The 19,743-nt window shown below is 51.8% G+C and carries 15 protein-coding genes; 11 read left to right on the top strand and 4 right to left on the bottom strand.

Annotated elements, in window-relative coordinates:
• The first annotated feature begins 15 nt into the window (after positions 1-15).
• A complete protein-coding gene (gene araC, locus BS640_RS19020) occupies positions 16-891 on the top strand; it encodes an arabinose operon transcriptional regulator AraC (protein WP_084913145.1) in 876 nt (291 codons plus the stop codon).
• Positions 892-1,015: 124 nt separating this feature from the next.
• Here the strand turns inward: araC and BS640_RS19015 are convergent, their stop codons facing one another.
• On the bottom strand, positions 1,016-3,451 hold the full coding sequence (locus BS640_RS19015) for a glucose/quinate/shikimate family membrane-bound PQQ-dependent dehydrogenase (protein WP_084913144.1): 2,436 nt from the start codon (positions 3,449-3,451) through the stop codon (positions 1,016-1,018).
• A 489-nt stretch (positions 3,452-3,940) separates the two neighbouring features.
• Positions 3,941-4,759, bottom strand: coding sequence for an IclR family transcriptional regulator (locus tag BS640_RS19010; RefSeq protein ID WP_017491872.1), 819 nt, complete (start codon positions 4,757-4,759; stop codon positions 3,941-3,943).
• Between the two features lie 275 nt (positions 4,760-5,034).
• Between BS640_RS19010 and BS640_RS19005 the strand changes: the two genes are divergently transcribed.
• The 10 genes from BS640_RS19005 (at position 5,035) to BS640_RS18960 (ending at position 16,454) form a co-directional block, all read left to right on the top strand.
• Positions 5,035-6,573: a sugar ABC transporter ATP-binding protein gene (locus BS640_RS19005; protein ID WP_026110823.1), complete on the top strand. Its 1,539-nt coding sequence runs from the start codon at positions 5,035-5,037 to the stop codon at positions 6,571-6,573.
• Between the two features lie 65 nt (positions 6,574-6,638).
• Complete coding sequence (locus BS640_RS19000) at positions 6,639-7,730, top strand: ABC transporter permease (protein WP_017494109.1); 1,092 nt, start codon at positions 6,639-6,641, stop codon at positions 7,728-7,730.
• A 19-nt stretch (positions 7,731-7,749) separates the two neighbouring features.
• On the top strand, positions 7,750-8,856 hold the full coding sequence (locus tag BS640_RS18995) for an ABC transporter substrate-binding protein (protein ID WP_084913143.1): 1,107 nt from the start codon (positions 7,750-7,752) through the stop codon (positions 8,854-8,856).
• A gap of 14 nt (positions 8,857-8,870) precedes the next feature.
• Positions 8,871-9,731: an SMP-30/gluconolactonase/LRE family protein gene (locus BS640_RS18990; RefSeq protein WP_017494111.1), complete on the top strand. Its 861-nt coding sequence runs from the start codon at positions 8,871-8,873 to the stop codon at positions 9,729-9,731.
• 347 nt (positions 9,732-10,078) lie between these two features.
• Positions 10,079-11,056, top strand: coding sequence for a TIM barrel protein (locus BS640_RS18985; protein ID WP_017494112.1), 978 nt, complete (start codon positions 10,079-10,081; stop codon positions 11,054-11,056).
• An 83-nt stretch (positions 11,057-11,139) separates the two neighbouring features.
• Positions 11,140-12,183: a sugar ABC transporter substrate-binding protein gene (locus BS640_RS18980; RefSeq protein ID WP_017494113.1), complete on the top strand. Its 1,044-nt coding sequence runs from the start codon at positions 11,140-11,142 to the stop codon at positions 12,181-12,183.
• 22 nt (positions 12,184-12,205) lie between these two features.
• Positions 12,206-13,708 (top strand): sugar ABC transporter ATP-binding protein, encoded by a 1,503-nt coding sequence (locus tag BS640_RS18975; RefSeq protein ID WP_084913142.1) that lies wholly within the window; start codon positions 12,206-12,208, stop codon positions 13,706-13,708.
• 55 nt (positions 13,709-13,763) lie between these two features.
• Positions 13,764-14,735: an ABC transporter permease gene (locus BS640_RS18970; protein ID WP_084913141.1), complete on the top strand. Its 972-nt coding sequence runs from the start codon at positions 13,764-13,766 to the stop codon at positions 14,733-14,735.
• Positions 14,735-15,592 carry a MurR/RpiR family transcriptional regulator gene (locus tag BS640_RS18965; RefSeq protein WP_026110485.1) on the top strand — a complete coding sequence of 286 codons (858 nt, stop codon included), beginning with the start codon at positions 14,735-14,737 and terminating at the stop codon, positions 15,590-15,592. Before BS640_RS18970 ends, BS640_RS18965 begins: the two co-directional genes overlap by 1 nt.
• Position 15,593: 1 nt before the next feature.
• Positions 15,594-16,454, top strand: coding sequence for a ribokinase (locus tag BS640_RS18960; RefSeq protein WP_084913140.1), 861 nt, complete (start codon positions 15,594-15,596; stop codon positions 16,452-16,454).
• Positions 16,455-16,554: 100 nt separating this feature from the next.
• Here BS640_RS18960 and BS640_RS18955 read toward each other — a convergent pair whose 3' ends face one another.
• A complete protein-coding gene (locus tag BS640_RS18955) occupies positions 16,555-17,403 on the bottom strand; it encodes a fumarylacetoacetate hydrolase family protein (RefSeq protein WP_017491537.1) in 849 nt (282 codons plus the stop codon).
• A gap of 305 nt (positions 17,404-17,708) precedes the next feature.
• Positions 17,709-19,187: a DUF4091 domain-containing protein gene (locus BS640_RS18950; protein ID WP_225741530.1), complete on the bottom strand. Its 1,479-nt coding sequence runs from the start codon at positions 19,185-19,187 to the stop codon at positions 17,709-17,711.
• Between the last annotated feature and the right edge of the window lie 556 nt (positions 19,188-19,743).

Raw genomic sequence — 19,743 nt, 5'->3', positions numbered from 1 at the left:
GGCAGGGCAAATGGAATGGAATTGAATCAGCAAGACAGGGTGAGCTATTCACCATTGATGAAAAGTTTCACCTTCAATGCCTATCTGGTGGCCGGTTATACGCCAATATCACGCGCCAGCCCGCTTGATTACTACATAAACCGCCCCGGTGGCATGAAGGGTTATATTTTACATATGACCTTAAGAGGCGAAGGCAGGATAAAAGCCGGCAATCGATACATCTACAGTCGTATTAACGATCTGTTTCTCTTTCCACCCGATGTTGCCCACCACTATGGCCGCGCAGACAACAGCGAGCATTGGGATCATCTATGGATATATTTTCATCCACGTCCCTACTGGCTAGACTGGCTACGCTGGGACAGGCTTGAAGATAATATCGGCGTGACGTCGCTCAATAACCCAGCCTTAACGGGGCAGATTCAGGACTATTTTTGGGAGGTCATCCAGCAGAATGCCAGCAACGAATTACTCAGCGAGGCTCTGGCAATGAATGCGCTGGAGCGACTGATTATCTCGTGTTTCAAGCTGCAGCCCGCCTCAAATCACCAAAGCGTAGACCCAAGAATCAGCGCCTTATGCCATTACATTACCGATCATATTGCCGATGAGTTGACGATTGAACATCTCGCCGGGCAGGTATTTTTATCCCCTTCCCGGCTGGCACATCTGTTCAAAAAGGAGATGCAGCAAACCCTATTTTCCTGGCGGGAAAAGCAGCGCATCAACCGCGCCAGAAACCTTCTTCAGTCAACGCACCTGGCGATTGGGCAGGTTTCCCAGGCGGTAGGTTATGAGGATCCGCTCTATTTTTCGCGTATTTTCAGGCATCACGTTGGCGTGAGTCCACGGCAATATAAAAAGCGCTATGAGCAGAGAATCACTATTTGACGCGGCAAAGATTCACCCCCTTAAAAAGGTCGGGGTGTAATCGGAAAATTTGCAGATTGATATTTATAAAAAAAGCCCCGACTGTCTCCAGCCGGGGCTTTATCATTCAACCAAGCGCGAGCGCTTATTTGTTGTCTAGTGCGTAGGCAATAACGTAGTCACCGCGGTCTGGTGACTGGCGTGCGCCGCCTGCAGAGATAAGGATGTACTGTTTACCGGTTTTCGGTGAAACGTAGCTCATTGGGCCGCCGCCGCTGCCTACTGGCAGACGCGCTTTCCAAACTTCCTTACCGGTTGACTCATCGAATGCACGCAGGTAGTAGTCCTGAGTACCGGCGATGAATACCAGGCCGCCCTGAGTTGCCAGAGTACCGCCCAGAGTAGGCATACCCACAGGCATTTTAACCCGCATTTTGATACCGAATGGACCGGTGTCCTGAACAGTACCGGCCGGAACCTGCCAGACGATTTTCTGAGTATTCAGGTCAATCGCAGACAGTGTACCGAAAGGTGGTTTCTGACACGGGATACCCAGCGGAGACATGAAGCGGTCTTTGTTGACGCCGTAAGGAGTGCCTTTCAGAGGAACGGCGCCCATACCGGTGTTAACAGACTCGCCACCGTTGCTTGCAGCAACGTTGTTGTTGTTCTGCTTGATCATCTGTACCCACAGGCCCAGACGCATGTCATTAACAAACATATAATGGTGATTCGGGTCGAAGGACATGCTGCCCCAGTTCATCCCGCCCAGAGAACCTGGGAAGCTCAGAGACTTATCGGTATCTGGCGCGGTGAACAGACCGTCATAACGCATTGATTTGAAGCTAATACGACACATCAGCTGGTCGAACGGTGTCGCACCCCACATGTCCGATTCGGTCAGTTTCTGATTGCCAATTGAAGGCATACCTACAGAGAACGGCTGAGTTTTAGAGTACTGCTCGTTAGGAATATTACGCGTCTTAACAGGCAGTTCTTTAACTTCGGTCAGCGGCTTACCGGTCAGGCGATCGAGCACGAAGATCTGACCCGTTTTAGCACCGATGATAACGGCGGGTTTAGTCGTACCGTCTTTCATCTTGAAGTCGATCAGACTTGGCTGCATCGGCAGGTCAAAGTCCCACAGATCGTTATGAACGGTCTGATAAACCCACTTCTCTTTACCGGTCGTCGCATCAACCGCCAATACGGAGGCACCGTATTTGTGGTCCAGCGCGTTACGGTTTGCACCCCAAAGGTCAACAGATGGGCTACCCATAGGCATGAACACGGTGTTCATTGCTGGGTCGTAAGACATTGGTGCCCATGAGTTTGGCGTACTGCGAACGTAGGTCTGACCCGGTTGCAGCTTCGCGTTTGGATCTGGATTGCCTGGGTCGAACGCCCAACGCATTTGACCGGTGATAACGTCGAAACCACGAATTACACCACCCGGCATATCGGTTTGTACGTTATCCGCAACACGGCCGCCCACCACAACGGTGGTACCGGCAACAGTTGGGGCGGAGGTCAGCTGGTATTTAGGATCGCCTGCTTCACCCAGACCGGCTTTCAGGTCAACAACACCGTTGTTACCGAAGTCTGAACAGAACTCACCGTTGTCGGCGTTGATAGCAACCAGACGCGCATCAATGGTGTTCATCAGAATACGACGCTGACAGGTGTCACCGGCAGCCAGTACAGGCTGCGGTACCGGCGTAGAGTTTGGCACCGTTGGCTGTACAACAGGCTTAGTCGCATCGAAGTAGGCCAGACCACGGCAGCGGTTCCAAACCTGTGCCTGCGCGTTGATTTCACGCTTCCAGATTTGTTTGCCGGAATCGACATCGACAGCGATGACGTTGTTGTGTGGAGTACACAGGAATACTTTGTCGCCAATCTGCAGCGGAGTTTCCTGATCTTCTGCACCGTTTCCTCCTGGGCTGATTGGGGTATCGCCGGTGTGGAAGGTCCAGGCAACTTTCAGATCTTTAACGTTGTTACGGTTGATCTGATCCAACGCCACGAAGCGGTTACCGCCTGGGGTATTGCCCCAGTTGCTCCAGTCTTTTTGCTCTTTGGCTTTATCAACAGGTACCAGAGGCAGCTCATTACCATTAGAAGCAACGGTCGGATGCGGCTGGAACATCTGCACGAAGGTTACCACCATGCCCACGGCCAATACGGCAGTCAGGACGTAGGACAGCTTGGCGAAACTCGCCTTACCTTCTTTTTTACGCAGGATTGGCCAGGTAGCAAAGCCTAACAGCATAAAGCCCGTAGGCACCATCAAACGGGATACCAGTGGCCAGAAATCCCAACCTGCATCAAAGAATGACCAGATGAGGGTTCCAAGGAACACCAGAACGAACAGGACTACAGCAGAAGATTTACCACGGAAGTATTGAATAGCAGATAACACCATCACAATGCCGGCAATCAAGAAGTACCAGCTACCACCGAGAGAAACCAGTTTTCCACCTTCAATGGCGAAGAACAAGCCACTTACGGTAAGAATAACCCCTAAAATACAACACCATAGCCTGAGTATGAGGCTCGACTGGGAATTTAATCCAGACATGCAGGCACTCTCCAAAAAAATTTATTTTGATAGTAATTACAAATTGTAATAGTTACTACGGTCTTCTCAAGGATGAACAACTTAAATATATTTGCGTCAAAACATGAGCGCGGCATTGTACCACCTGATTCGTTTTAGTGTTAACGCTATAACTCTTTCTGACCAATTTATTAACAATTTTGTACAACCACCCTGCTAAAGATGCGGTTATTCAGTACGTTAACCCAAAAAACCTCAGGGTCGAATTTGTAACGGTGGTGTATGTCAGACCACACACTTAGCATGGACATCTGGTCATAAATTGACATGATTAAGCGTTTTTTCACGATGAAAAGCGGGATTTTGGGGCGCAGCAGGCACAATAAAGTGTTATACGAAACAAAATGTTAACTAAACGAACCAGAAAAAAACGGCGTTTTTTCGCTACAGTTTGAAAATAGTATGAATGCCTGCTCCCCAGGCCGCTTAGCCATACTTTCCTCTGCCAGTTTACTGCGGCGTGACAAAACCAATTTCTTTAGAAATACGCTGCGCGATGTCCTGCACCGCCTCGGTGAGCGCCTTCGTGCCGACCTGTTTGAGTTTGGCGGTCGGCAGAGAGACCGACACGCTGTATTTCACCTGCTGGTGCAGGTCGAAAACCGGTGCCGCAATGCAGGAAACCCCTAGCTCGTTCTCTTCGCGATCCATCGCCCGTTTAAACTGGCGAATATCGGCCAGTTCCTCCTGCATCTTCGACAGTTCGGTCAGCGTATTGCGGGTTAAAACCTGAATCTCATCCTGATGCGTTTGCCAGTAGTGGTCGGTGAACTGGCTCTGCTCATAGGCCATAAAAATCTTACCCATCGCCGAACAGTAGAGCGGCATGTGCTGCCCAATGTAGGCCCGTGTTCTCATCATGCCGGTGGTCGGCTCAAGCTTATAGATAAGCAGCACGTGGTCATCTTCACGGGTTGAGAAATTCACCGTTTCGCCGGTTTTCAGATTCAGCTGTTCAAGATGCGGTGCGGCAACGTGGATGATATTGAGCGATGTCAGCGCCTTCTGGCCGATAGAAATTAGCTTGGTAGTCAGCCGGTAACTTCCCGGAGAAGGCGCGGGCGTGACATAGCCGCTGGCGTGCAGCCCCTGCAACAGTCGATGTACCGTGCTTTTATTCATATCCGCCAGCTCGGCCAGATGGGCAAGCGGACAGCCGTTGGGGAAATTGCCCAGGATCTCTATCAGCTGAAGGCCGCGAAACAGACTTTGACTGCCCAGAGGTTTCTCTTTGCCCGATCTCTCTTCATCCGCTGTTTTGTGACTCATCTCATATTTCCCTCGTTTAAAAGTCTACTCATACGGCTTTTCAGCACGCTCACCAAACTGTGTTACCGGTCACATTTAAGCAACATTATTATTAACCTTATGATTTATAGAGTAAATAAAATCATTCACAACTTTGATTATTTCACTCAATGCGCATAGTATTTTTGAAATCAGGTTTCGCATATTGAAATTTATCGTGTGATTCTAGACCAGTCGTTTATCTCTTTCCATTTTGTTTGTTGGTAACTCAGCGTAGCGTTCAAAAGGGCGTAAAGATGCAAAGTGACAATCAAATCAGTGACGATCGGCCCATCCTCTCGATGCAACATATCGTCAAACGTTTTGGCGGCAACCCGGCGGTTAATGATGTCAGTCTGGAGGTGCTACCCGGCAAAGTGCTGGCGCTGCTGGGGGAAAACGGTGCGGGAAAATCGACGCTGATAAAAGTGCTGGCGGGAGTTTATACCCGCGACGGCGGCGACATCCTGTTTCAGGGCAAAAATATTCATTCGGCCAATGACCTCAAAAATGGATCCAGACAGCCGATCGCCTTTATCCATCAAGACCTGGGATTAATAGAATGGATGACGGTTGCCGAAAATATGGCGCTGGTGATGGGATTCCCGAGGCGTTTAGGGCTGATTAACTGGAAAGCCATTCGTCAGCGCGCGCTCAATGCGCTGAAAGAGGTCGGCATTGCCCTTGACCCCGACGCGCGGGTATTCGAACTGTCACGTACCGAAAAATCACTGCTGGCGATCGCCCGTGCGGTGGCAGTCAATGCCGAACTTCTGGTGCTTGACGAACCCACTGCCTCCCTGCCAGCCAATGATGTCCGCCATCTTTTCACTGTTATTAACCGACTGCGCGCCAAAAAAGTCGGCATGATTTACGTCACTCACCGTCTGGATGAAGTGATTGAGATTGCCGACAACGTCTGTGTGATGCGCGACGGCCGATACGTTGCCGGAGGTAAAACTTCTGACTATTCGCTGCGCGACCTTGTCAACCTGATAGTCGGTGAAAGCGTTGAGGATGACCAGCGCGAGCCGCTGCCTGTCAATCAACCGCCGGTGCTCCAGCTCGATGACGTCATCGTTGGAGAAATTGGCCCGCTGAGCTTCTCGCTTCAACCCGGCGAAATGCTGGCACTCGCCGGGTTGCGCGGTGCAGGACAGGAAGAAATTGGCCGACTGCTGTTTGGCCTGCGCGAAAAAACCCACGGCAACATTACTTTTCGCGGCAGTCCGTTCAAAGCCAGTACGCCCGCCGACGCAATTGCGCGCGGTGTGTCACTGGTCGCCGGAGATCGCACCGGAGAAAGTCTGGTGATGACCATGAGCGTGCGGGAAAACCTGTTTCTCAACCCCTGCATCGCCGGACATCGGCTGTTCTCACGCTACAGCAATCGTCAAGAAACGGGCGCGAGCTGGTGGAAAGTGCAGCTGTTCGACATCCGCCCCAAAGACGTCAACACCACCGTCAGCGCCCTTTCCGGCGGTAATCAGCAAAAGGTGGTCATGGCGCGCTGGATGAACCTCAATGCACCGCTGCTGATCCTTGAAGATCCGACGGCGGGCGTGGACGTCGGTGCGCGCGCCGAAATCTATCATCTGCTTAATAAATCGCTGGCCGAAGGGGTTGCGGTGCTGGTTATCTCGACCGATTTCGAGGAAATAGCCCACATCTGTAATCGCGCGCTGGTATTTAATCGCGGCAACGTGGTTGGCGAACTCAAAAATGAAGACGTCACCTTTGCCAATCTTTTGGAGTTGGCGTCTGCCAGCACCGGGGAAATTCTTGCTACATCCTGAATACACTCATCTCGTTTCACTGTGTCCGGCTTAAGCGTTTAAAAGAACCATAAGGCGTCAATGTCATGTCGAAAACATCTATTAAATCAACCGCTCTCGAGCAGCGCGTCAGCCTTCGCCAGCACGGCGCAGGCGCATGGAGTATGCAAGTCCTCACCCGCTACGGCCTGCTGCTGTTGTGCATTGCGCTGGTGATCTTCTTTTCGCTCGCCACCCCGGCCTTCGCTTCGATGTTAACCCTACAGGCCATCCTCTCCAGCAAGTCAAAAATTGCACTGCTGGCGCTGGCGGCGACTATCCCGATGATAGTCGGCAAGATTGACCTCAACGTCGGGTTCGGCATCGTGCTGTGGCACATTCTCGCCATCACCTTGCAGGTGCAATACGGCTTCTCGTGGGAATTTGCCGTGGTGGCGGTGCTGATTCTGTCAGCGCTTTACGGTCTGCTGAACGGTATTCTGGTCGCGCTGGCCGACATCGACAGCTTCGTCGCCACGCTCGGCTCCGGCACCGTGCTTTACGCTATCGCACTGTGGCACTCGGGCGGACGGCAAATCGTCGGCGACCTGCCCGACGCGTTTACCGCCCTCCATCATACCGAAATCGCCGGTATCCCCATTGTTGCCTTCTACGTACTGCTGGTCGCGGTGGTGCTGTGGCTCATCACAGAACACACTCCGCTTGGCCGCTGCATGTACGCCGTCGGTGGCAATCCTGCGGCCGCGCGGCTGAACGGGATTTCGGTCAACCGTTACACCATCGGCGCGTTCATTGCCTCGAGCGTGCTTACAGGCTTCACCGGCGTGCTGATAGCCTCCGAACAGGGCGTAGGCCAGGCCAGCGTCGGCATGGATTATCTGCTCCCGGCCCTTGTCGGTGCATTCCTCGGCAGTACCACTATCCGCCCCGGCCGCGTCAACGTCTGGGGTACGGTAGTCGGCATTGCGGTGCTCGCCATCGGCATCGCCGGTATTCAACAGTTCGGTGGCGACTTCTGGGTCGAGCCTCTGTTTAACGGCGTGACGCTGCTGCTTTCCATCACCCTTGCCGGTTACGCCCAGCGCCGACGTCTGCTGAATCAAAAAGCGGTGCAGCGCAGTCAGGCGGTCACTAAAAAAGAGATGCCCCCTACACACGAAGCCGATCAACGCCCTTAAGTCATTTTGGAGAACAATAATGAAATCAAAAACTCTCTTGGCCGTCCTGATATCAGGCAGCGTTTTCTTAAGTTCGACCACAGCCTTTGCCGACGCCTATCTCGACAGTGCAAAGCAGGCCGTCGACAAGGCCGTCACGCCGGTTACCCAGTGGGACGGGCCGACCTCTGGTCCTAAATTGCAGGCCGGTAAACGCATCATCTTTATTGCCTCCGACATGAAAAACGGCGGCGTTCAGGGCGTGCAGCAGGGACTCAGCGAAGCCGCAGCGGCCGCAGGCTGGAAGCTTGAAACGCTCGACGGCGGCGGCTCAATAAAAGACCAGCTGTCTTCGCTCAACCAGGCAATTGCCCAGAAGCCCGACGGCATTGTCATCGGCGGCTGGAATCCTAACGTAGCCAAAATTCCGCTGAAAAAAGCCGTCAGCGAGGGCATCACTCTCGTCGCCTGGCACGCCGTGCCCGAGCCGGGTCCGATCGCCAAATACAACGTTTTCTACAATGTCACCTCTGACTCGACGCAGGTCGCGCAGATTGCCGCGCAGTATGCGGTGGTGAAATCCGACGGTAAGGCCAAGGTGCTTATCTTTACCGATTCGCTGTATCAAATCGCGCTGGACAAGGCCAACGTGATGAAGAAAGAGATAGAAAAATGCAGCGGCTGCCAGGTGCTAGAATTTATCGATACGCCGTTGGCGGACACCGCCAACCGTATGCCTTCCATGACCTTCAGCCTGCTGCAAAAATACGGCGATAATTTCCAGTATGCTTTGGCAATCAATGACCTGTATTTCGACTTTATGGCCCCGTCGCTGAAAACTGCCGGCAAAGGTGGCGAAAAAGCGCCTTATAATATTTCGGCCGGTGACGGCTCCATTTCGGCGTATCAGCGTATTCGTTCGGGCGACAGCCAGTCGGCAACGGTGCCGGAACCGCTAAAACTGCACGGCTGGCAGTTGCTCGATGAACTCAACCGCGCCTTCGCTAAACAGCCGCCTTCCGGCTATGTCACGACCCCGCATCTGGTCACCCGCGACAATATTTCCAGCGATGGCGGAAAGAACAATACCTTTGATCCGCAAAACGATTATCAGGGGCATTACAAAACAATTTGGGGCGTGAAGTAACGCGGGGATAAACCATGTCCGAACTGAACTGGCGGGAGAATAAACTTGAGAAACTGTGCTCACCGGCCATCTGGGCCGAAGGGCCGGTATGGTTGCCGTACCAGCAGGCAATTGTTTTTAGTGATGTAAAAGGCAATCGCATGTTTCGCTGGTCGGCCGAAGACGGCGTCAGTCTGTTTCGCGCGTCGTCAAATTTTGCCAACGGTAACGCCCTCGACGCCGATGGGCGTATTGTCAGCTGTGAACACGGCCGTCGCGGTATTAGCCGGACCGACGCACAGGGTGAAGTCACACTGCTCGTCGACCGGGTCGACGGCAAACGTTTTAATTCACCCAATGACGTGGTGGTGCGTTCGGATGGCACAATCTGGTTTACCGATCCCCCCTACGGCATTATTAACGACGAGGAAGGATTTAAATCTGAAAGCCAGGTTATCGGTTGTTATGTCTACTGTTTTAACCCAAGAACTCACGCCCTGAGCATCGCGACCAGCGACGTGCAGCGCCCCAACGGGCTGGCATTTTCGCCGGACGAAAGCCTGCTTTACGTGGCCGATATGTCGATAGTCGACTTTCCTACCCTCGGTCGCCGTGAGCTGCGCGTGTTTCCGGTAGAGGAGAACAGACTCGGCATCGGCCGCTTCTTCGCCGAGGTGGCTCCCGGCATTCCAGACGGTTTCTGCATCGATGAGCAGGGCAGGATTTTTTGCAGCTGTGAAGACGGCGTTATCATTTTTAATGCCGACGGGCAGCGTATGGGTAAAATCCCGGTACCTGAACGGGTTTCAAACTGCACCTTCGGCGGCGAGAACGGCGACGAACTGTACATCACCGCAACAACCTCACTTTATCGTTTAAGACTCGGCCAACAATAACCTCACCGGTGAGCGTCCTGCTCACCGGCCTTTTATTAATCTTGCTTACTGCGCCATAACTTCACATAAAAAAATCACAGCGTAATGTCATCCCGCCTTCACCTTCTCGTGACGCCCTGCCTGCTGCTTTCTGAACGACAAAGGTGAGCTACGTCACGGCGCAAGAAAAGAGCCAAAATCACCGCCTTTTTTGGTGATGTAACAGATCTGTGAATAGCATCCCAAATCCAGAATTTGAATGTTTTTTAATCTTGCGTGAAATAGTCACGGCACCTCATAATAAAACTACTTTACTAAAATAGGTAAAGTTGGAAAGTACATCACGGTCAATTTATAAAGGAAGACAAATGTCTGATCTCAAATTTGCTACCCGTTTAAACTCTTTTGCCTCTGGGGCACACCTTTACTGGCCAAACCAACAGGGCAAACCGTCGGTTATACAAATGATTGAGCGTGCTTCGACGGTTAAAGGGTTAACGCATCTGGATCTCAATTACCCACAACACATTACTACCGATATCAGAAGCCTGCGTCAGCGTATCGAAGACGTGGGACTGGCGGTCAACGGCATGCAAATGCGTTGGGACGCTCCAGAATTCAAGATTGGTGCCTTCACCAACCCCAATCCTGAAATCCGTCGTAAAGCTATCGAACTGACTAAACGCGGGATCGACGCGGGCCGGGAATTTGGCTCCAACCTGATGACCCTGTGGATGGGCCAGGACGGCTTCGACTATTGCTTCCAGGCCGACTATAAAAAGATCTGGGAAGACGCAGTAAGCGCGGTGCGTGAAGTGGCCGAATATGCGCCGGACGTGGATGTCAGCATTGAATACAAACCCAACGAGCCGCGCGCATACAGCATTTTTCCCAACGTGACGACCTGTCTGATCGCCGTCGAAGAAGCCGGATGCCCGAATCTGGGGATCACCCTCGATTTCGCCCACGTGCTCTACGCCAACGAGATCCCGGCCTACGCCGCGGCGATGGTTTCACGCCGCTCGCGCCTGCTGGGTCTGGACTGCAACGATGGCTGGGGCAAACGCGACGACGGGCTGATGGTCGCCTCGGTCAATCCGAAAGCCACGCTGGAATTCCTTTGGCAGATGCAGCGCGACGGTTATCAGGGTGCGTATTACTTCGACACCTTCCCGGACGCCAGCGGTCTGGACCCGGTGCGTGAGGCCGAAGCGAACATCGCGACCGTGAAACGCCTGCTCAAGCTGTGCGAAAAGCTGGACGATAACCAGGCGCTGCGTGCAGCCATCGGCGAGCAGGACGCGGTCGCGTCGCAGCTGATTATCAATGACATCATGTTTTCATAACCCTCATCCCTACACGGGGCGTGGCGTAGTGCTTCGGCGCGGCAAATCGTCCTGAAAACCTCATAAAAATAAAAGGATAGAACATGAAAAAGTTTCTTTTACTGGCCATCGCCTCCGCCCTGTTTAGCTCAAGTATTTATGCGGCGGAGCTGGCTCCCCTACAGTCCGATACCGAGCCGGACAGAACTGACTGGACCCAGCTCGATAGCAAATACGGCGCGATGCCTAAGCCCGATGCCAAGCTAAAAATCGGCGGCGTGTCCAAAACGCTGACCAACGAATACTGGCGCTCGCTGGGGCAAGGCTATAAAAACGTCGCCGATAAAGACGGCTTTACCTTCGCCTATCAGGCAGCGGCCAATGAAGATGACCAGCTCGGCCAGCTTTCAATTGCCGAAACGCTGATTGCTCAGGGCTTTAATGGTCTGCTGGTTTCCCCGCAGACCGACGCCAACCTGCAACCGGCGTATGACGTCGCACAGAGCAAAGGGATTGCGGTGGTTAACGTTAACGATGCGGTGATGCCAAACGCGGCGCACTACGTCGGCAACGTGCAGAAAGACAACGGCGTGCGCGTGGCGCAGTGGTTTATCCAGCACTATCCAAACGGCGGCAGCGTCGCAATTATCGAGGGACAACCCGGGGTTTACGCCGCCGGTCAGCGTACCAAGGGCTTTCGCGAGACGATAGCTGCCAACGGTAAATTCAAGGTTGTCGCTAGCGTACCGGCCAACTGGAGCCGAGAAAAAGCCTACGATGCCGCCTCGACCATTTTGCAGCAATATCCTGATTTAATCGGTTTCTACGCCAACAATGACGGCATGGCGCTGGGCGTAGTCGAAGCCGTTCGTTCGGCGGGTAAAAGCAAGCAAACGGCGGTGTTCGGCACCGACGGCATCTCCGACGCCTACGCCTCCATCAAGCGCGGCGAGCTGACCGGTACCGTGGACAGCTTCCCGGTGCTGACCGGCGAAGTGGCGATGGACGTGATGCTGCGCCTGATAGCTGGCCAGAAAATCTCCCGCGTGGTGTCCACACCGCAGGCTTTAATTACCAAAGATAACGCCGACGCCTTCTCGACCAAAGACAACGAGAAACTGCGCCAGCTTCTTGCACAACAAAAATAATAATTAAGGCAGCGGAGGGGGTATGGAAAATTATCGTTTAAACATGCAGGGAATTACCAAGATTTACGGAAACGTTGCGGCCATCGAAGGGATCAACTTTTCGGTGATCCAGGGCGAGGTGCATGCTCTGATTGGCGAAAACGGCGCGGGTAAATCGACGCTGCTGAATATCCTGTCGGGCGTTCGCGAAGCTAATACGGGTGAGATCATGGTCGACGGCGAGGTCGTCAAAATGAAGAACCCGCTCTCGGCACGTCAGGCGGGGATCGCCATGATCCACCAGGAGTTGCAGCATGTTCCAGAACTCTCCGTTGCTCAAAATATGTTTTTAGGTCGTCCGCTAACCAAATATAAAGGCCTATTTGTTAATAAGAAAGCCCAGCTTGAGCGCGCCAGAACAATCCTTAAGCAGCTGGATCCGTCGATTAATCCCGACGAACCTATCAAGAATTTAAAAGTGGCCCAACAGCAAATTGTCGAGATTGCGCGTGCGCTGCTCGACGATGCCAAGATAATTGCAATGGACGAGCCGACCTCAAGCCTGACGCCAACCGAGTTCGATCGTCTGGCAGAACTGATTTCGGACCTGAAATCGATGAAGGTATCGATAATCTATGTCTCGCACAAAATGAACGAAATCTTCCGCATCTGCGACCGTGCCACCATCATGCGCGACGGCCGACAGGTCGGCGTGGTCAACATCAGGGATGAGACCGAAGAAACCCTTGTCTCCAGGATGATTGGCCGCAAGCTCGAGAAAGTACAGCACCACTCCTTTATGACCGACAGAGATATTCTGCAGGTCGAGGGATTGGGGCGCGGCGACGACGTGTTGCCCGCCACCTTTAGCGTACGCGCCGGTGAAGTGCTGGGCATTGCAGGTCTGGTAGGCTCTGGCCGCACCGAACTGCTCAAACTGATTGCCGGGATCGACGCCAAAACCTGCGGCGGTATCCAGGTCAACGGCAGACCAATACATAATTTGAACGTCTCCAGCGCCATCAAAGCCGGGATCGGCCTGGTGCCGGAAGACCGCAAGAAAGAGGGCATTATCAAGCAGCGTTCCGTGGCGGTGAATATGGCGCTGCCGAAGATGCGCAATTACACCCGCGCTGGGATGTTGCAAAAGTCCAAACTGGATCAGGCGGCCCTAAAAGTGATGTCAGAGTTAAAACTGCGTCCGCTTGATACCGAAAAACATATCGGTCTACTGAGCGGGGGTAACCAGCAGAAGGTCATTATTGGTCGCTGGATAGCCGCCGACACGCAGGTATTTCTTTTTGATGAGCCAACCCGGGGAATTGATATTGGAGCTAAATCGGAAATTTATAATCTGATTGAGAGATTAGCCAGTGAAGGCAAGGCAATTATTGTTGTATCGTCAGAGATGCAGGAAATCATGCGTATATCTGACCGCGTATTAGTCATGCGCGAAGGAAAAATAGCGGCCGAATTAACGGGCGAAGATATCAGTGAAGAAAATATCGCGCAATACGCCATTAATGCCGTTTTCCATAAAAAATAACCCTGCAAAACTCTGCAATGCATTATGCAGAGAGTGAAAGACACGAGGCTAAAAAATGAATACTCAAGGAAAAACCATGCCGGCTTTACGCACATCTTCACTGCTTAAATTCAATCTTCGCGACACCGGTACGCTGATTGGATTATTGATTATCGTATGTACCTTCTCGGCATTATCACCGGTATTTTTTACCATACCTAATTTATTGAATATCTTGCAGCAGTCGTCAATTAATGCCGCTATCGCACTGGGCATGACGCTGGTAATTATTTCCGGAGGGATAGACCTGTCGGTCGGTTCTACCGCCGCGCTGTCGGCCATTTTCGGCGCAACGCTTATGGCCGCCGGTATTCCTGTCCCACTGGCCATCGTCGGCACGCTGGGCATCGGCGCGCTGTGCGGCCTGTTCAGCGGCGTGCTGGTTGCCTATGCCGGACTTCAGCCGTTTATCGTTACGCTAGGCGCACTCTCGCTGTTCCGTGCTCTGGCGCTTATCACGACCGGAGGCAGTCCGATTTTTGGCATTCCGGTGGAGTTTCGCAGCGCCATCACCGGCACGCTGTTTGGCATTCCCTGCCCAATCCTCATCGTGGTGGTCATCGCTATCGCGGCCTGGGTATTGATGAACAAGACGCCGCTTGGTGAATACATCCTGGCGGTGGGCGGTAACGAAGAGGCAGCCCGCGTCGCCGGGGTGCCGGTCAAACGCACTAAGGTCACGGTTTACGTTATTTCCGGCGTTCTGGCGGCATTGGCCTCGCTTATCCTGATCGGTCGCCTCGGCGCGGCAGAACCGACGCTTGGCAACCTGTGGGAACTTGACGCTATTGCGGCGGCGGCCATAGGCGGCACCTCGTTAATGGGCGGCAAAGGCAGCATTATAGGCACTATCATCGGCGCAATTATTTTAGGCTCATTGCGGACCGGCTTAACACTAATGAATATACAGGCCTTTTATCAATTGCTTGCAACGGGTCTCATCATTATTATAGCCATGCTGATTGACCGAGCGACACGAGGTAAGTAATGAAGCAAGACCCGCGAGCAATAGGTGCTCATATTAGAATGAGGTTGCCACAACTCACGCCATTAGAAAGAAAAGTAGTCGAGTCAATTACGTCCAAAAGTGATTTGTCAGAGCAGACGTCATTAAAAGAAGTGGCCGTGGAAAATGCCGTTTCAGAAGCAATGATCGTTAAACTGGCAAAGAAATTAAACTTCTCGGGATTCCGGGAATTCAGGACCAGCCTGATTTACTACAATAATTCTGATGTGGCAAACCTGCATTCTGAAATTGGGCCTAATGACTCGTCGGAAGAATTACTTGAGAAAGTTTTTCGCACCTCGATTCAGGCAATAGAAGAAACAAAAACAATTTTAGATATTTCCGAGTTTAATCGTGCAGCAGATATTCTCTTTAAAGCCAGACACATCGACTTGTACGGTGTTGGCGGTTCGGCGTCGGTTGCTCGCGACCTGTCGCACAAACTGCTGAAAATCGGCATTAAGGCGATGGTGCATGATGATGCACATATCATGATGATGTCGGCGGCTATTTTAAGTGACGACGATGTGGTGATTGCAATAAGTCATTCGGGCATGACTCGCGCGGTGATCGACCCGGTAAAACTGGCGGCCAGGAACGGTGCCAAGGTTATTGCTATCACCAATTATGCGCAGTCACAGTTGGCTAAAGATGCCCACGTGGTGCTTAATTCGACCTCGCAAGGGTCACATTTACTCGGAGAAAACGCGGCGGCGCGCATTGCCCAGCTCAATATACTGGACGCGCTGTTTGTCGCGATTGCTAAAAAAGACCTGAAGAAAGCGGCGCAAAATCTCAATAAGACTCAACAAGCGGTTAAAAACTTAAGAGAGTATTAGCATGAGTAAGCTCCTCGTCGTCGGCAGTCTGCATTACGATATTATGGTGGACGCGCACCACCGCCCTGAGAAAGGTGAGACGGTTATCGGCACCGGATGTTCATTCAAATTTGGCGGTAAAGGGGGCAATCAGGCCGTTTCTGCGGCTCAGGCGGGGGTCGAGGTGGTATTTTGCGGCGCAGTCGGCGACGATGAGCACGGTAAATGGCTGCTCGAGGTGTTGAAAAAAAATCACATCGATAGCCAACGGGTGGAGATTATTGCGGGTGTCGCCTCGGGTATGAGCGTGGCGACCACTGACGCCGAGGGCGATTATGGTGCGGTGGTGTTGTCCAACGCCAATACGCGCATCGACGCAGCACAGTTCTCGAATGCTGGCGTCTGGTCAAACGTTGGCATGCTGTTACTGCAAAACGAATTACCGGAAGAGGTCAATTTACAGGCGGCGAAAGCGGCCAGACAGCGCGGCATTCCGGTGTGCATCAATGCCGCCCCGGCTAAACTGTTATCGCCCGCGCTGCAAGGCTGCATTGACCTGCTAGTGGTCAACGCGGTTGAGGCGCGCGATATGTCGGGTATGACGGTAGAAAGTCTGCACGATGCCGCACTCGCCGCGAAATTACTCAATAAAGATTATCCTACCGTCATCGTAACGGCGGGTGGACTCGGTGTGGCGTACAGTGAAAATAAAGGCAATGTTCAGGAGATAGAAGCAGAAAGAGTTGAGCTGGTCAGCACCCACGGCGCAGGAGACTGTTTTATGGGTACCCTTTGCGCGTCAATAATGCGCGGCGAGACACTAAGCACATCGGTCATTAATGCGAATAAAGCCGCAGCTCTTCACGTATCGCGAAAACACTAGATACGGTGTTAGCCAATAATTAGATAACGCCTGAGTGAATCATCTGGATAACAATGCCTCCCAAAGCCAATAACTTATGGCTTTGGGCTGGCAGGGTTATTTAGACCGCCTGAGCAACTATCTGGTTGGTGAGGGTACCGATACCACCAATTTTTACCTCGATAGTGTCGCCGCTCTTCATAAACAGCGGTGGCGTTCTTTTTTTACCTACGCCGCCCGGCGAGCCGGTGATGATAACGTCACCCGGAGAAAGTGGGCTGAAACGAGAAATATATTCAATGATATCCGCAACGGTGTGGATCATATTTCCGGTGGTGTCGTTTTGCACACGCATACCGTTTAGATAGGTCTCGATTGGCAGAGCCTGGGGATCGGTAATTTCGTCGGTGGTCACCAACCATGGTCCGAAGCCGCCAGTTTGTCTCCAGTTTTTACCTGCGGTAAACCAGGTGTGTTGCATATCGCGCACAGTGGCGTCCATGAAACAGCTATATCCGGCGATATAATCCAGAGCGTTTTCTTTCTTCACTTCGCTCGCGTAACGGCCAATGACTACCGCCAGCTCACCTTCATAATCAAACTCATCGCTGGTAGCTGGTTTGATAAGATTATCTTTGTGAGCGCTGAAAGTGTCCGGGAAGCGAATGAACAAAGTCGGTGCATTGTTATTTTCTTCGAACTCTTTTCTCTTATCAGAATAATTCATCCCAACGCAGAAAATCTTTCCTGGGGTTTCAATAACCGGAAGGAAAACAATGTCATCTGTCGCGTAATCGGCAGGAGTTCCATCCAATTCATGCAGGATGTTTAATGCATTGTCATTTAAAAGAGATTGCAGCGTGGAATACCGATCGGAGAATCTTCTTCCGGCATCAATAACACCATGTTCAGTAACAATACCGTAAGACTTTTCATCTGACTGGGGGCGATAAAAACTTGCTAATTTCATACAATTCCTTAGATCAACATCATAAGCAGCCTGTCATTGCACGCCACCTATTAGATCTCTTTATTCAGCTAAAATGACCACCTGGTGTTAAACGACAGGATGGCGACCGAGCAAATTGCTGCAGCACATCGTGTGTGCGTAATTTTCTCACAGACCCAAAGATATTGCACAGTCAAACTGAAGATAATCGTACTATTATTAGCTAAATTAATGCAGTTATAGCATTTTTGTTAAAAATATATTTCAAAACAAATCAAAATAATTAATAAAGGTACGCAATCATTTAATTACGTACCCCGCACTAATCAGCTCAAAGTCTTTTTAATCATACTGTTAACCTCACTCCTCAGGCCGAGTAAGAAATTAGCCTGCCGAGGGTAGTGTTTAAAGGTGATACGCATTCCCGCCATGCGCTCGATCAGCGCTTCCACCTCCTCACGGCTGGTGACGGTTTCCAGCAGTTGCAGTGCGCGCAGATCCTGTAGCGCTTCCCTCAGCACCACGAGGCGCAGAGATTCTATCGGCTGATAATCCTCGCCGGGATAGACTACAAAAAGATCGCCAGAGGGGAAAGCGCCCTGCCCGTCGGTAATGGCAAAGGGATCGAGATGCTCAAGCGAGTGCCCGCTGTTGTAGAAGTTAAATCCCCAGTGCAGAAAACCGGTAATCGAATAAAGATAAAGCTGTACGCCTAAAATCCGATTGCGGTAAGAGGGCATAGAGAAGAAACGGTTTGCGACATCGAGCTTCTGCACGCAGCAGTAATAGGTCCAAAGATCCGGCACCTTATGTTGCAGAAACGGCTCTATGTGGTCACTCGCGGTCACCGGATTTTGCACCAGCCCCTGCTGATAGAACTCATAGTCTGACAGCGCATCCAATACTGGAAACCCTTTGATCAACGGGCGAATAAGTTCGCTTGCCCGCCGGTAGGCGTCGATATCCTCCATCTTGGGCTCGTCAGAGACGTGGAACCAGGCGTGTTTCTGCAACCCCCTTTCACGCAGCCAATCGCACAGTGCGGGCAGAAATGCCTGCAAAAAGTCGCGGTATTCGGGGCCCTGAGCGTCGGTCTCCCAGCCAAATGCCCGGCTCAGTCGCCCTTCTCTCTCGACCGTGATTTTTGGCGCATGATTAGCGCCCCACTGGGTAAAAAGATGTGAAATCTCGAAGGTAGTGATGCCTTCCTCTTGGCACAACTCTACCCATTTTTCCAGCTGCGTGAAATCAAACCGATAACCCTCGCCGACCTCCTGACTGACCCCCACCAGCTGCACCGTAGTGCGTTCACCGCCGATAGCCGTATCGAGTGGCGGGGTGAAAACGGGTGTCAGCAGCATATTGACGCCGTTGCGGACCGCACAGCGCACAAAGTTTCTCACCGCCAGCCACCACTCGGGGCTGAACACCGCAATGCGATAGACGTCGGCCAGGCAGTCGGCGTGAAACCACTCGGTGTGCAGCAACGTTTGCGCTGGAAGGGCCTGCGGTAAAACGTCAAGGCTAAGACTCGCGTCGCCCAGCGTCTTCCCACTTTCCACGTCGATAATACGCAGGCAGACCGCACTGTTTCCGGCAGGCAGGGTTTCGTTTTCTGGCGAAAGCGTTAGCCACAGGCTGCCATAATAATTGCCGTTCACAAAAAAGGTGTTATTCGGCAATGGCATCAGTGGATCGGGAAATAGCCCCGGTTCAACGGTCAAATAATCGTCATCAACGGTTTGATAGCAGGGGAAAAGACTGGGTACATGCCTGACCTGCCGCACCGATATGTTTTCTGACAACGTCCCCTGGATTTCAAAGCGCAATTTACGGCGAGGTTCATCATCTTCTTTATGCAGGCAGTAGACACACTGAAAAGAAATACTTTCATTGTTTAACAATGAAAGATGTTTAATCGATATAAAATCAGGACGTGATCTCTGATGAAATATCTTTTCCAGACTATGAGTAAAAGACAGTGAAAGATTCATAATAGTCAGACTCGCGGGGCCAGCGGAAAATATGAATATTTAGCCTGCCATTTTTTTAATCAACAGACAATAAGGGAATAAATTAAATCAGCAGTGGGTAGATGAGAGCAAGTCTCATTAATAATCTTCTTCGAATACCCATCTCACACTTTAGGCTCGCGAGAGATCATTTTTTTTGTTTAATGGCATCACAAAAATGAAAGATTTATCCGCATGCACAATAAAAGCTTTTTTATTCCCCATTGTAGTGCAGGGCTTGTGCGGCAATCTCCCGGTGTAACTGGCCCTGATACCGCTTGTTGTCTGGAAGTGAGACCCAAAATGTTATCGAAAAGTTACAACTCGGCAGGCTTTCATCTTTCGCTTT

It is taken from the genome of Rouxiella badensis (assembly GCF_002093665.1).
GTDB lineage: Bacteria > Pseudomonadota > Gammaproteobacteria > Enterobacterales > Enterobacteriaceae > Rouxiella > Rouxiella badensis.
The sequence above is the reverse complement of the archived record's forward strand: the minus strand, read 5'-3'. Positions and strand labels throughout refer to the sequence as shown.